Annotated in this window: 13 protein-coding genes and 1 pseudogene; 11 read left to right on the top strand and 3 right to left on the bottom strand. The window is 60.1% G+C overall.

The genetic code is table 11. From position 1 onward, the window contains the following. Window positions 1–52: 52 nt before the first annotated feature. The 3 genes from NTD87_RS23205 (at window position 53) to NTD87_RS23195 (ending at window position 3,928) form a co-directional block, all read left to right on the top strand. Window positions 53–1,003, top strand: coding sequence for a DMT family transporter (locus NTD87_RS23205; RefSeq protein WP_262116530.1), 951 nt, complete (start codon window positions 53–55; stop codon window positions 1,001–1,003). Between the two features lie 250 nt (window positions 1,004–1,253). After that, window positions 1,254–2,330 (top strand): 4-hydroxyphenylpyruvate dioxygenase, encoded by a 1,077-nt coding sequence (gene hppD / locus NTD87_RS23200; RefSeq protein ID WP_262116529.1) that lies wholly within the window; start codon window positions 1,254–1,256, stop codon window positions 2,328–2,330. A gap of 239 nt (window positions 2,331–2,569) precedes the next feature. Continuing rightward, a complete protein-coding gene (locus tag NTD87_RS23195; protein WP_262116528.1) occupies window positions 2,570–3,928 on the top strand; it encodes an MATE family efflux transporter in 1,359 nt (452 codons plus the stop codon). A 97-nt stretch (window positions 3,929–4,025) separates the two neighbouring features. Here NTD87_RS23195 and NTD87_RS23190 read toward each other — a convergent pair whose 3' ends face one another. Then, window positions 4,026–4,352 (bottom strand): DUF2388 domain-containing protein, encoded by a 327-nt coding sequence (locus NTD87_RS23190; RefSeq protein WP_262116527.1) that lies wholly within the window; start codon window positions 4,350–4,352, stop codon window positions 4,026–4,028. A 211-nt stretch (window positions 4,353–4,563) separates the two neighbouring features. Here NTD87_RS23190 and NTD87_RS23185 point away from each other — a divergent pair, with 211 nt between their 5' ends. Then, a complete protein-coding gene (locus tag NTD87_RS23185) occupies window positions 4,564–4,944 on the top strand; it encodes a hypothetical protein (RefSeq protein ID WP_262116526.1) in 381 nt (126 codons plus the stop codon). A 16-nt stretch (window positions 4,945–4,960) separates the two neighbouring features. Continuing rightward, window positions 4,961–5,731 carry a phytanoyl-CoA dioxygenase family protein gene (locus NTD87_RS23180; RefSeq protein WP_262116525.1) on the top strand — a complete coding sequence of 257 codons (771 nt, stop codon included), beginning with the start codon at window positions 4,961–4,963 and terminating at the stop codon, window positions 5,729–5,731. 91 nt (window positions 5,732–5,822) lie between these two features. Here NTD87_RS23180 and NTD87_RS23175 read toward each other — a convergent pair whose 3' ends face one another. Continuing rightward, the gene (locus NTD87_RS23175) at window positions 5,823–6,308 is read right to left on the bottom strand and encodes an adenosine-specific kinase (protein WP_262116524.1); all 486 of its coding nucleotides are present in this window, start codon (window positions 6,306–6,308) and stop codon (window positions 5,823–5,825) included. Window positions 6,309–6,577: 269 nt separating this feature from the next. Here NTD87_RS23175 and NTD87_RS27900 point away from each other — a divergent pair, with 269 nt between their 5' ends. The 5 genes from NTD87_RS27900 (at window position 6,578) to NTD87_RS23145 (ending at window position 11,958) form a co-directional block, all read left to right on the top strand. After that, window positions 6,578–8,581, top strand: coding sequence for an aminotransferase class I/II-fold pyridoxal phosphate-dependent enzyme (locus tag NTD87_RS27900; RefSeq protein ID WP_315975340.1), 2,004 nt, complete (start codon window positions 6,578–6,580; stop codon window positions 8,579–8,581). A gap of 26 nt (window positions 8,582–8,607) precedes the next feature. Continuing rightward, complete coding sequence (locus tag NTD87_RS23160; RefSeq protein WP_262116523.1) at window positions 8,608–9,390, top strand: transporter substrate-binding domain-containing protein; 783 nt, start codon at window positions 8,608–8,610, stop codon at window positions 9,388–9,390. A 146-nt stretch (window positions 9,391–9,536) separates the two neighbouring features. After that, on the top strand, window positions 9,537–10,250 hold the full coding sequence (locus NTD87_RS23155) for an ABC transporter permease (protein WP_262116522.1): 714 nt from the start codon (window positions 9,537–9,539) through the stop codon (window positions 10,248–10,250). A 5-nt stretch (window positions 10,251–10,255) separates the two neighbouring features. Beyond that, on the top strand, window positions 10,256–10,954 hold the full coding sequence (locus tag NTD87_RS23150) for an ABC transporter permease (protein ID WP_262116521.1): 699 nt from the start codon (window positions 10,256–10,258) through the stop codon (window positions 10,952–10,954). Continuing rightward, window positions 10,954–11,958: a DMT family transporter gene (locus tag NTD87_RS23145; protein ID WP_262116520.1), complete on the top strand. Its 1,005-nt coding sequence runs from the start codon at window positions 10,954–10,956 to the stop codon at window positions 11,956–11,958. The genes NTD87_RS23150 and NTD87_RS23145 overlap by 1 nt, the downstream gene beginning before the upstream one ends. Here NTD87_RS23145 and NTD87_RS23140 read toward each other — a convergent pair. Then, a pseudogene (locus NTD87_RS23140) lies at window positions 11,914–12,399 on the bottom strand (TetR/AcrR family transcriptional regulator); the annotation flags it as partial. The gene NTD87_RS23145 and the pseudogene NTD87_RS23140 overlap by 45 nt on opposite strands. A 163-nt stretch (window positions 12,400–12,562) precedes the next feature. On the opposite strand from NTD87_RS23140, the gene NTD87_RS23135 reads away from it, so the two are divergent. After that, entirely contained in the window at window positions 12,563–13,579 is a 1,017-nt protein-coding gene (locus tag NTD87_RS23135; protein WP_262116519.1) for a succinylglutamate desuccinylase/aspartoacylase family protein, read from the top strand. The last annotated feature ends 124 nt before the right edge of the window (window positions 13,580–13,703 follow it).

Below are 13,703 nucleotides of genomic sequence, written 5' to 3'. Positions count from 1 at the left end.
GATCATGACGTGAAGAATAGGTCATCTGACTGCTTTTTTCTCGAGGAGACTTATGAGAAGCCTTGTCCAGGGCGGTTCCCGTGATTCGGATGTCCCGGTCTACCTGAAACTCGCCACTGTCACCATGATCTGGGGCGGGACCTTCGTTGCCGGCCGGTTTCTCGCCGACACACTCAGCCCGTTATTCGCCGCGAGCCTGCGTTTTCTGCTGGCGAGCCTGGCGTTGCTGCTGTTCATGGCCGTGGCGCGGATTCCTTTGTTGCGCCCGACGTTCAGGCAGTGGTTGCAGTTGGCGGTATTGGGGTTTTTCGGGATCTTCTTTTACAACCTGTGTTTCTTTTACGGCTTGCACTACATCAATGCCTCTCGGGCATCGCTGATTGTGGCGTTGAACCCGGCCGTCATTGGGCTGGCGTCATGGCTGCTGTTCAAGGAGCGCTTGAGTCGAGCCAAAATCGTGGGCATCGCGATGTGCGTCGCCGGGGCAGGGGTCGTGATTGTCAGTCGAAACCAGCCAGTGTTTGATGGTGGCACCGCGAACGCCTGGATGGGTGACCTGTTGATTTTCGGCTGCGTGCTGGGCTGGGGCGTCTACTCGTTGTTTTCCAGGGGCCTGAACCAGACATTGGGCCCGCTGCACACCGTCACCTACTCGATTGTGCTGGGCACCTTGATGTTGTGGGCGACCAGTGCCGCGCGCGGTGAGTTGAGCCTGGAGGCCTTGAGCGGATTGCACGCAGGGCAGGTGCTCAGTCTGCTGTATCTGGGGGTATTGGGTTCGGCGCTGGCCTACATCGGGTACTACGACGGTATCCGCAAAATCGGCGCAACCCGCGCAGGGGTGTTTATTGCGCTGAATCCACTGACCGCGGTGATGCTTGGCGCGCTGTTGCTGGGCGAGCAACTGAGCCTGGCGATGTGCCTGGGAGGCGGGGTGATTCTGCTGGGCATCTACCTGTGCAACAAACCCCTTGCACCGGCGCCAAAAAGGGGGATTTTATAGAGAAGGCGGACAAACCTGGTTACGCTGTGTAGAATCGGGTTACGCATACAAGAATAACGTCTTCTGGCAGCAGAAGCCTCGCCCGCAAGAGCCTTGGGTCGACAATGAAGATATTCGGGTTCCAATTGATCTACGGTGATTTTCTCGCCCGCAGTGTGCGAGGCATCTCCTGCGCGCCACCCGCCGCTCTCAGCATTGCTTGTAACTAACGTTCCGTTAATTCCAAAAGCATCATGATGAGGCGCCAACCATGGCAGATTTATACGAAAACCCAATGGGCCTGATGGGCTTTGAATTCATCGAGCTCGCATCGCCGACCCCGAACACCCTTGAGCCGATCTTCGAGATCATGGGTTTCACCAAGGTCGCGACCCACCGTTCCAAAGACGTGCACCTGTACCGTCAGGGCCAGATCAACCTGATCCTCAACAACGAACCTCACAGCGTGGCCTCGTACTTCGCGGCTGAACACGGCCCGTCGGTGTGCGGCATGGCGTTCCGCGTCAAGAACGCTCAGCAGGCTTATGCTCGCGCCCTGGAACTTGGCGCTCAGCCGATCCACATCGCCACCGGTCCGATGGAGCTGAACCTGCCGGCGATCAAAGGCATTGGCGGCGCGCCGCTGTACCTGATCGACCGTTTCGGTGAAGGCAGCTCGATCTACGACATCGACTTCGTGTTCATCGAAGGCGTCGACCGCAATCCGGTAGGGGCTGGCCTGAAGATCATCGACCACCTGACCCACAACGTGTACCGCGGCCGTATGGCTTATTGGGCAAACTTCTACGAGAAGCTGTTCAACTTCCGCGAGATCCGTTACTTCGACATCAAGGGCGAATACACCGGCCTGACCTCCAAAGCCATGACCGCCCCGGACGGCATGATCCGTATCCCGCTGAACGAAGAGTCGTCCAAGGGTGCCGGGCAGATCGAAGAGTTCCTGATGCAGTTCAACGGCGAGGGTATCCAGCACGTTGCTTTCCTCTCCGATGACTTGCTAAAGACCTGGGATCATCTGAAAAAAATCGGCATGCGCTTCATGACCGCACCGCCAGAAACCTACTACGAAATGCTCGAAGGCCGTTTGCCGAACCATGGTGAGCCAGTCAACGAACTGCAATCGCGGGGGATTCTGCTGGACGGTTCGTCCGAGTCGGGCGACAAGCGTCTGCTGCTGCAAATCTTCTCGGAAACCCTGATGGGCCCGGTGTTCTTCGAATTCATCCAGCGTAAAGGCGACGATGGTTTCGGTGAAGGTAACTTCAAGGCACTGTTTGAATCGATCGAGCGCGACCAGGTTCGCCGTGGTGTGCTCTCCACTGAGTAATCTGCTTACGATGTGAAGAAGCCCGGTTTTCCGGGCTTTTTCCGTTCGGCACCCCGCCGACAAATCAAACGGGCGCCTTCAGGGCGCCCGTTTTCATTGACGTCGACGCCTGCGCCCGCAAGCGTCTGCCGATCACATCCTCCAATAAGGGGGCAAGGTGAGGCATTCTCAGGTTACTGTAGGATCTGTATTAATGCGGCCATTAAAATCCCCTCCAGCAGTCGAGACGGACCTCACCCATGCAAACCCCCACCTCCCAACGCCCCCTCTGGCAAACCTACCTCCTGTTCCTGGCCCCCATGGTCCTGTCGAACTTTCTGCAATCCATGTCGGGCACGGTCAACAGCATCTACATCGGCCAAATGCTCGGCACCCAGGCCCTGGCGGCTGTGTCCGGCATGCTCCCGATCGTGTTCTTCTTTATCGCCCTGGTCATCGGCCTCGGCGCGGGGGCGGGCGTGTTGATCGGTCAGGCCTGGGGGGCGCGTGAGCCGCAGATGGTTAAGGCTATCGCCGGGACGACGTTGCTGTTGGGGGCGATGATCGGGTTGGCGGCGGCGGTAGTGGGGAGTGTGTTTGCGCGTCTGGCGTTGCAAGGGTTGGGGACGCCGGTGGATGTGCTGGACGATGCGGTGGCGTATGCGCACGTGATGATGTGGATCATGCCGTCTCTGTTGGTGTTTGTGTTGTTCACGCAATTGCTGCGAGGGGTGAGCGATACGCTGTCGCCATTGTTGGCGCTGGTGGTGTCGACGTGTGTCGGGCTGGCGCTGACGCCGGCATTGATTCGAGGGTGGCTGGGGCTGCCGCCGATGGGCATTCAGAGTGCGGCGTTTGCCGGGTTGGCGGGTAACTTGTCGGCGATGGGCTGGCTGGCGTGGCGGTTGATTAGCAAGGGGCATCCGTTGGCGCCGGATCGGGCGTTTTTTGCGGCGATGCGGCTGGACAAGGAGATTCTCGGCAAGGTGCTGCGCATCGGCCTGCCCACGGGGTTGCAGATGGTGGTGCTGTCGCTGTCGGAACTGGTGATTCTGGCGCTGGTGAACCAGCATGGTTCCCAAGCGACGGCGGCGTACGGCGCGGTGACGCAGATCGTCAATTACGTGCAATTCCCGGCGCTGTCGATTGCGATCACGGCGTCGATCCTCGGCGCCCAGGCTATCGGGGCAGGGCGCATCGAGCGTATCGGGCCGATTCTGCGCACGGGGCTGTTGATCAACGTATGGCTGACCGGCGGTTTGGTGGTGTTGGGTTACCTGCTGTCGCACTGGTTGCTGGGGCTGTTCCTCACCGATCCATCCACCCGGGCCATGGCTGAACACCTGCTGCACATCATGCTCTGGAGCCTGCTGGTGTTCGGTTTCCAGGCGATCATCGGCGGCATCATGCGCGCCAGCGGCACGGTGATGGTGCCGGTGGCGATTGCGATCGTGTGCGTGGTCGGGGTGCAGTTGCCGGTGGCGTATTTGTTGGATGCGCGGTTTGGGTTGCAAGGGGTGTGGATGGCGTTTCCGGTGGCGTACCTGGGGATGCTGATGTTGCAGACGGCGTATTACAAAAGGGTCTGGCAGCATCAGAGGATTGAGCGGTTGGTGTGAAGGGCCAGGCAGCGCCGGTGGACTGAGTCGATCTCGGTTCACCGGGCGCAGGCGTTCACAAAGTATTCCCTCGGTACGCCACGCGGTGCGTGCGGCTCTAGCGACCAGCAGGTAGCTCGGATTGAATGAGGATCGCGTTGGCCAGCTCTTCGTCGCTGGCCTTGAGGTCTGGATGATCGTGCCGAATCTGCTTCAACGCTGACTCCAGATAGGCACCACGAATCGCGCCTCCACTCGCCACGTAGCTGGAGGCGTCATCACGGGCGGAAGTGACCATTTTGTGGTCCTTGAATGTCGAATACAACGACACGGAAATCCCTGCCGACGTCGCTACATCGCGCGCATCAATATCGGGCTTGTGAGCCATGGCCGAACCAAAGGGCAGGCAAAGTATTAGCGAAGAGATGACAAGTATGCGACGCATGACGGCGTCCTCCAAAAGGGTGAAGCAACGGATGTGTTACATAATTTTGGAGGTGCGGCGGCAGTCAGGAGTTCCCTTCTTCGCCAAGGTGGCGGGGTTCGAACATCTCCAGCCCCTTGTTGCTGCGCTCTGACAGTAGGCATGATGGATGTGCATCTGAATTAGTCGGCCATACTGAGTCAAACGTCCCGTTAACCCTGCCGAGAAAAATATGCCCACTGCCGAGAGACTTGAACGCTTCATCGCGCGAGTTGAAGAGAATGCACATGCCGAGGCGTGTGAGGAGTTTTACACCGTGGACTCTTCGATGCAGGAGAACCAGGCGCCGCCAAGGATTGGGCGAAGCGCGCACGTTGAGAACGAACGGATAGTCATGGCACGGGCCAAATCCGTGTCGTCGAAGTGCGTACGTCCAGTGTTTGTGAACGGAGACAACGTTGTCATTCGTTGGATCTTCCATTTTGAGTGGCTTGATGGAACGGCTACTCACATGGAAGAGCTCGCCTATCAGCGCTGGGAAGGCGACCGGATCGCCGAGGAGACATTCTTCTATGATCCGGCGCAACGCGTACCCCGCAAAGGCGCGTCTTAAGACGATACCGAGCCACATGGACACCACCGAGCGTTCGTCATCACTGACCGCCAGCCGTCTGCAGGCCTTGCACCGAGAAGGTTTCGTGGTGCTACCCGGCGTGCTGGATGGCGGTCAAATTACCACGCTGCGCAATGCTATCGATGGCCTTGAACCTGAGCACTGGGACTACAGCGGTCTGCTCGATCATTACAAGTGCGTGTTCAATCGCGACCCGTTCTGGCTGCCGTTTCTCGACCTGAGCGGGGTCATCGAACTGGCCGAGGCGGCCCTGGGCGCCGATTGTCATGTCATCGGCCAGACTGCCTGGCGCTGTCATCCCGGCTTCGTCGGGGCTGAACTGCATCTGGATTACCTGGTGATGGAGCTGCCGCAAAGCCTGCTGGCCGACCCCGCCTTCGAGTTGCCGATGCAGATCTGCACCGCGCACCTTTACCTCGACGATATCGATGTCGACCTCTGTCCCACTCGGGTGATCCCCGGTAGCCACCGCGCCGGGCGACCGCCTGCTCGCGGCGAAGACCAGTGGCATGGCCGAACTGCGCAGCCGGTGCTGTGTCGAGCCGGGGATGTGCTGATGTTACGCAGCGAGCTGTGGCACGCCGGTAGCAACAACCGAACCCTTGACCGCGTGCGCTACCTGTTGCAGGTCCACTACGGCCGACGCATGGTGGCGCAGAAGTTCTCGCCCTACCTGCACTGGCGCTTCAACCCCAGCGTGCTGGCTGCCGCGACGCCCCGTCAACGGCGTCTGCTGGGAGAGCATCAGGAAGCGGAATACGATTGACCCGTTGAGGGTTCGCGAGCCGGTGTTATTCGTTGAGTGACTCGAGCGATATTGACTGTCCGGTTAGACCGACCATCACCCGCACTTCAACTCATAGCTTGTAACCGATTTGTCGCAACAGGTTCTTGCGCCACAGGATGTCTGCATCGTCTTCAATGCCCTTGGCACAGAAGCCATCCACCACGCCCAGGATCGCTCGTCCCTGTGCCGTCTCAGCGAGAATCACTTCAGTTGGATTGGCTGTCGCACAAAAAATACGGCACACCTCTGGAACCATCTTGACGGTGTTCAACACGTTCAGCGGATAGAAACCGTCGCCGAGGAAAATGATGAAGCTATGGCCTGCGGCGATGGTTTGCGCATTGTTCCGGGCCAGTTCGATCATGGCGGTATCGGTGCCAGACCAGCGCACCAGGCATTTGCCGGAAGCTTCACAAAAGGCCACGCCAAACGTGATACCCGGCACGGCGTTGACCAGCGCTTCGTGAATGTCCTCGACGGACTTGATGAAGTGCGTCTGACCCAAAATGAAGTTTGTCGCGTCCGGCTTATCAATTTTCAAACTGATGAGCTGCATCTCAACGCCTCCTTTCACGGTGTTGCTACCAGAGCGCGGCAACAGACCTAGCATAGCTACTCATTTGCCATTGCTCCGCCCACTGACTGCATTCAAGGCAATCCACGACTGGAAAACACGTCGACTGTCGTAAAAACGACCTGTTTACGCTGAACGCGAACCCCGATGACTTTTCTGTTGAACGAGTGTTCAGCTTCGACTATGTTCGTTCCACCTTCTCCCCGGCTGGTTGCGGGCTTGCGTTTCTTCTATTCGAACGAGGCACTGGCATGCGGTTTTCACCCTTTGTTGAGCAGATCTCAGGCCAAGGCGTTGCCGCTTGGGATATTCACAATGCGGCGTATGAAGCACAGCGCCGTGGCGAGGATGTGATCATCCTCAGCGTCGGGGACCCGGATTTCCCTACTCCAGATTTCATCACCGATGCCGCGATTCAGGCGCTGCGTGAGGGCGACACTCACTACACCGAAATCGCCGGTCGCCAGGCCTTGCGTGAAGCCATCGCCACTCGCTACAGCCCACTGTTCGACCGTGAGCTGCAAGCGTCAAACGTCATCAATGTGGCGGGGGCGCAGAACGCGCTGTTCATCACCTCGATGTGCCTGCTCACCGCCGGCGACGAAGTGATTGCCCTGGACCCGATGTACGTGACCTACGAGGCGACGCTCAAGGCCTCCGGGGCGACGCTGGTGCGCGTGCCCTGCGCGGCGGATTCGGGTTTCAGGCTCGATGCCGCCGTGCTGGCCAAGGCCATCACCCCGCGCACCCGGGCGATTTTCTTCTCCAATCCGAACAACCCTACCGGCGTGGTACTCAACCGCGAAGAGCTGCAAGCCATCGCCGACCTGGCCATCACCCATGACCTGTGGGTCGTGGTGGACGAGGTCTATGAGAGCCTGACGTTCGAACGCGAGCACCTCAGCCTGGCGGCCTTGCCGGGTATGGCCGAGCGTTGCGTGGTCATCGGCAGCCTGTCGAAATCCCATGCCATGACTGGCTGGCGTATCGGCTGGATCATCGCCGATGAAACCCTGGTGGCGCATGCCGCAACCCTGATGCTGAGCATGCTCTATGGTTTGCCGGGATTTGTCATGGAAGCCGCGCTCAAGGCGGTACAGGCCCATGAAGAGGTGACCTGCGGCATGCGCGAAATCTATCGCCGTCGTCGCGATCTGGTGGTCGCAGGCCTGTCTGATTGCCCGGGGATTTCAGTGCTCAAGCCCGATGCCGGCATGTTCGTGCTGGTGGACGTGCGTGGCACCGGTTTGTCCTCTCTGGAATTCGCCTGGCGTCTGTTGCGCGAGGCGGGTGTATCGGTCCTGGATGCGGCCGCCTTCGGCGAGCCGGCGCAAGGCTTTGTGCGGCTCTCGTTCACGCTGGGTGAAGAGCGACTGGCCCAGGCCTGCCAGCGTATTCGCGATTTTGTCCGGGTGTTGAAGGGCGAAGCGCCCAGGCCGGCGATCACCCGTGTGACCAGCGAAGCGGCCGTTGAACCGGTGGTGGGCAAGACCATGATCGAAGTCGATGGCCTGCACAAACGCTTCGGCAATATCGAGGTCCTCAAAGGCGTCTCCCTGACGGCCCGCGAAGGCGATGTGATCTCCCTGATTGGCGCCAGCGGCTCGGGCAAAAGTACCTTGCTGCGCTGCATCAACATGCTCGAAGTGCCGGACCAGGGTCGCATTCTGGTCGACGGCGAAAGCATTCACCTGAACTTCGATCGTCCCGGCGCGCCGCTGGTGTCCGACGCCAAACAGCTGGTACGGATCCGTTCGAGCCTGGGCATGGTGTTCCAGAACTTCAACCTCTGGCCCCATCGCACGGTGCTGGAAAACCTCATCGAAGCGCCGACGCAGGTCCTGCGTGAAAGCCGTGCGGAGGCCACTGAACGGGCCGAAGCCTTGCTTGAACGCGTGGGGCTTGCGGCCAAGCGCAACGAGTACCCGGCGTTTCTCTCCGGGGGACAGCAACAACGGGTGGCCATCGCCCGGGCCCTGGCCATGCGGCCCAAGGTCATGCTGTTCGATGAACCCACCTCGGCACTCGACCCGGAACTGGTCGGAGAAGTGCTGCGGGTGATCCGCTCCCTCGCCGAAGAAGGCCGGACCATGATCCTGGTGACCCATGAGATGGCCTTTGCACGCGATGTTTCTTCCAAAGTCGCCTACTTGCATCAAGGGTTGATCGAGGAAGCCGGTTCGCCGGACGAAGTGTTCGTACACCCACGCAGCGAGCGTTGCCGACAATTCGTCAACGCTCATCAGACTCGCTAATAACATAAAAAAGACGGGGAACAATCATGGGAAATCGACGTTTGGCAAACTGGGTAACGGGCGTGGCCTGCGTACTGCTGGCGGGTATGAGCGCGGCACAAGCCCAGCCGATCAGGTTCGCGGTAGCGGCCGAACCCTATCCGCCGTACACCGAGAAACAGGCCAACGGTGAATGGAAAGGCTTTGAAGTCGACCTGATACACAAACTGTGCACTGATATGAAAGCTGAGTGCGAGATCAAGGAAGTGGCGTGGGATGGAATCATCCCGTCGTTGCTGGCGAAGAAGATCGACGTGATTTTTTCCTCCATGTCCGTGACCGAAGAGCGCGAAAAACAGATCGCCTTCAGCAAGGCCTACTACGATTCGGCGATCGCGGTTGTCGGGCCAAAGGGCACTGCGGTGAACAAATATCCGGATGATCTCAAGGGCAAGATCATCGCTGTGCAGAACTCGACAGTGAGCGCCAGCTACCTGAAGGCTTACTACGAGAAAATTGCTGAGGTGAAGTATTACGACACCCAGGACTCGGCCAACGCCGACCTGATTGCCGGTCGTGTCGACCTGATGATGGCAGACGGCACGGCCATGGCGGCATTCGTCAAGACGCCCGATGCCAAGGACCTGGCCTACCTGGGCACGGTGCCTTATGACCCGATCTTCGGCAAAGGCGTGGGCGCCGGGCTGCGCAAGGAAGACACTCAGCTCAAGGCCAATCTCGACAAGGCAATCAAGAACTTGCTGGCGAGCAAGGACTATGACGATCTCTCCCAGAGCTACTTCGGGACCAGCGTGAAACCCGCGTTCTGACCTGAACACAGATCCTGTGGGAGCGAGCCTGCTCGCGATGACGGCAGCACATTCGATATCAATGTTTGCTGACCCACCGCTATCGCGAGCAGGCTCGCTCCCACTAGGTCCAGCGGTGCCCTCACGCCTGCTAACCGGAGAGTGAAATGCCAGCAATGTTCGAGTTGATCGATTTCAGCGAACAAGGATGGGGCGGTGCGCTGTTGAAGGGGCTCTGGATGACCCTGCAAATATCGGCCGGGGCCTTCGTGGTCGGGCTGTTCATCGGACTGGTGGTGGCCTGCCTCAAGTTGGGCGCCCCCAAACCGATCGCGGCGCTGATGCGCGGCTACACCACGTTGTTCCGGGCGGTTCCGGAGTTATTACTGATCCTGTTGCTGTACTACGTCGGTTCCATGCTGCTCAATTCGCTGATGGCCCGGATGGGTTACGACGCAGTGAATGTCAGCGGCCCTCTGGCGGCGATCCTGGTGCTGGGACTGGTGCAGGGCGCCTACGCCTCGGAGATTTTTCGGGCGGCGATCCAGGCGATTCCTTTCGGCCAGATCGAGGCGGGGAGGGCGTTCGGCCAGAGTGGGTTCGGGCTGTTCCGGCGTGTCACGCTGCCGATCATGGCGCCCTATGCGATGGCCGGGATGGCCAACCTGTGGATCAACCTGATCAAGGACAGTGCCTTGATCAGCGTGGTCGGCACCAACGAGCTGTTGTACACCGCCAAGCAAGGGGCGGGCTCGACGCGTCATTACCTGTTGTTCTACCTCACGGCCGCGGCGATGTATTACGGGGTGACGTTGGTGTCCAACTACCTGTCGGGACGGCTTGAGCGACGCACGCGTCGCTGGATGCCTTTGGCTGAGTGAATGAAATGATTCCAGCGTGGATAGTTGAATACGCGGCGCTGTTGGGCCGGGGGCTGCAAACAAGCATCACCATTTTGTTGATTGCCAGCGTGTTCGGTTTCGTACTGGCGGTGCTGGTGGCGCTGGCCCGGATCTCGAAGAACAAAGTGATCGCCAAGGCCAGCCTGTTCTACACCAGCGTGTTGCGCGGTACACCGTTGCTGATCCAGATCTACATCTTCTACTACGGGCTTGGCAGCCTGTTTGCGCAGTTTCCGCTGATTCATGGCAGTTTTCTCTGGCCTTATCTGCGTGACGGCTACTGGTACATCGTGTTCGCCCTGGTGCTGTCGGTGGGTGCCTATGTGGGCGAAGTGATTCGCGGCGGCCTCCTGGCGGTGCCAAAAGGTGAAATAGAAGCCGCCTCGGCGTTTGGCATGACCCCGCGCCAGTCCCTGCTGCGGGTGCGCTTGCCCCGGGCCATGCGGTTGTTGTTGCCGACATTGGCCGGGGAGACCGTGATGTTGCTGAAATCCACGGCGCTGGCCTCGACCATCGCGGTGATCGACCTGCTGGGCGCCGCCAACGTGGTCCGTGCCCAGACCCTGCAAGTGTATCAACCGTTGCTGCTGGTGGCCGGGGTGTATGTCTGCCTGACGTTCCTGATCGAGGCGCTGTTCGCCTTTGCCGAACGGCGCGGGACGCCGCTGCGCCGGTCGGTGTAATGAGCGCGCCACGGGTTGACCGGTCGTTGCAGGGCATTGGCCTGTGCACCTTGGGTTACGCCTTCCTGGCCTTGCAGGATGCGAGCATCAAGTGGCTGGTGGCCGACTATTCGGTGGTCAGCATCCTGTTCTGGCGCAGCCTCGTGGTGGTGCTCGCCTGTCTGCTGGCAGGGCGCCTGCGGCTGGTTCAGCGGGCCTGGCGCTCACCGAGCCGGCGCTTGCTGGTGGTGCGCGGGTTGCTGTCGATTGTTGCCTGGTTGCTGTATTACACGGCCGCCCGGGACCTGACGTTGGCAGAGATGACCACGCTGTATTTTTCGGCGCCGATCATGGTCACGGTGCTGGCGGTGGTGATTCTCAAGGAACGTGCCAGCGGCTGGCAGTGGTTCACCCTGATCATCGGCTTTGTCGGCGTGATCATTGCCTGCCGCCCCAGCAACATGGCCGAGCCCTTGCCGATCGTTCTGACGCTGTTGGCGGCGATGTGCTGGGCGTTCACCTACATCCAGTTGCGGCAGGTGGATGGCCAGACTTCAGTGCTGGAGCAGATGCTGATCACCAACGGGGTGTTTGTCATTTGCATGATGCTGGCGCTGCCCTGGACCCACACTCCATCGCCGACCCCGGCTTGGCTGGGGATGCTTGGCGCCGGGCTGGTGGGCGGCATCGGGCAGTTTCTGCTGTTCGCCAGTTTTCAGCGGGCCACGGCGATCTTGCTGGCGCCGTTCGAGTACACCGGGTTGATCTGGGCATTCGCGCTGTCGAACCTGGTCTGGGGCACACTGATGGATGTGTCGCTGATGATCGGTGCCGGGCTGATCGCGGTCAGCGGCACCCTGGCGATGATCTTTGGCCGCCACCCGTCACAGGACGTCGTCGGCGCTGAATGCTCCGTGACGCAGCCCCTTTATCCAGCAACGACAGATATGGAGGCCGTTGGCGGGGCTGAAGGTTTCGGGGTTCAGGCACCATTCGATCCAGAGTCCGTCGAGCATCGCCGATAAGCCGATGGCGGCCAGGCGCGTGTCGTGAATGACGAAACCTTCGCTTGTCGCCAGTCCGTCCAGCAGTTGGCGGAGCAGATCGAGGTAGGCGCGGTAGCTTTTTTCGTGGGACTGGCTGACGTGTTCGGAATGGCGGATCAGGCTCCAGAACACTACCCAGACGCCGAGCAATTGCGGGTCCATGACCCTGGACGAAAAAGAGCCTGTGAGGAACGCGTCCATCTTTTCGGCAGGCGTGCAGGCCTGCTCGATTTCCTGGAGCAGGGCGGTGGTCAGTTCGCTCGCGAGCTTTTGGTAAGTGTCGGCGATCAAGGCATCGATGGTGCCGAAATGATGATTGAGCAGGCCGACGGACACCCCGGCCTCGGTGGCGATGCGGCGCACGGAAATACCGGCGTGACCGTCGCGGACCAGGCAGCGCAAGGTGGCGGCAACCAGCATTTCACGGCGCTCGTCGGGTTCAGCGCGGCGGTTTTTTGGGGAGTGGGCTGTCACGTGGGCGTCCTTGGATGCAGATCCTGATGGGCGAGCTTAGTTGAACGTGCGTTCAATCTCCAGTGAAGGCAGCATCGGGTGTTAACGGTCATGACGGGAGGGCAAGCGTATGGCGCAGGATATTTCGTTCAGTGTTCGGAACAATAACGGTGACGCCGTGCGGGTCGGTGCGTGGTGTTTCGAGGGCGATGGCAGCGGGCCAAAGGTGCACTTGCAGGCGGGGGTACATGCCGATGAAATCGCCGGGATGCTGGTCCTGCATGTGCTGATGCAGCGGCTTGCTGTCGCCGAGGCCGAGGGCCGCCTCAAGGGCCGTGTGACGGTGGTGCCACAGGCCAATCCCCTGGGCATCGGGCAGTTTCGCCAAGGGCGGATTCTGGGTCGGTTTCACGACGCCACCGGCCATAACTTCAACCGTTCGTTCGACCAGTCGGCAGCGATGGCCCGACCTTCGACCAATGTCCAGGAATGGCAAAAAAGCCTGGTACAACTGGCGGCCACGGCGGATGTAATGCTCGATCTGCACACCGATGACGAGGCATTACCGTACCTCTACGTTCACCGTAGTTTCTGGCCACGTGGCCGCGAACTGGCGGCGGCGATGAAGATGGAGGTGGCGATCATCTGGGATGACGGTGGCGATGGCTCCTTCGAGGAAACCATCATTACGCCCTGGCTGCGCGATGGCGTCACCGATCAGCACATGGCCGCGACCCTCGAATTGCGCGGGCAGGGCGATGTCAGCGATCGGTTTGCCGAGCAGGATGCTACGGGGCTATACACCTGGCTTTGCGCGTGTGGGGTCATCGATGAGGCGCTGTCGCCCGGCGATTGGCCCGTCGAGGCAATGGAAATGGGCCACATGGAGACCATTCTCGCGCCGCAGTCCGGGGTACTGATCTTTGAAAAACAGCTCGGCGATTTCGTCGAAGAAGGGCAGCGGTTTGCGCGGATTCTGGGGCGACCGGGTGATCCGTCTTCGGAAGTGGTGCTGTTTGCCGAGCAAGCGGGGCGGATGGTGACACGCTATCGGGATCGGCTTGTGCCTCAGGGCATGGTGGTGGCGAAATTCACCGGAACCCGGGTGTCGCGCAACTGGAGCGGCGGATTGCTGGACCCGAACTAGGGGGTAAGCGCTAATGCCAGTCAGTTAAGGCACAAACCTGTGGGAGCGAGCCGGCTCCGGGCGGCGTTCCGACGATGACGGCATAACATTCAACATCAATGTTGACTGACCCACCGCTATCGTG

The sequence above is a fragment of the Pseudomonas sp. 6D_7.1_Bac1 genome (assembly GCF_025465945.1).
Taxonomy (GTDB): Bacteria; Pseudomonadota; Gammaproteobacteria; order Pseudomonadales; family Pseudomonadaceae; genus Aquipseudomonas.
This window is presented reverse-complemented; position numbering and strand designations above follow the sequence as displayed.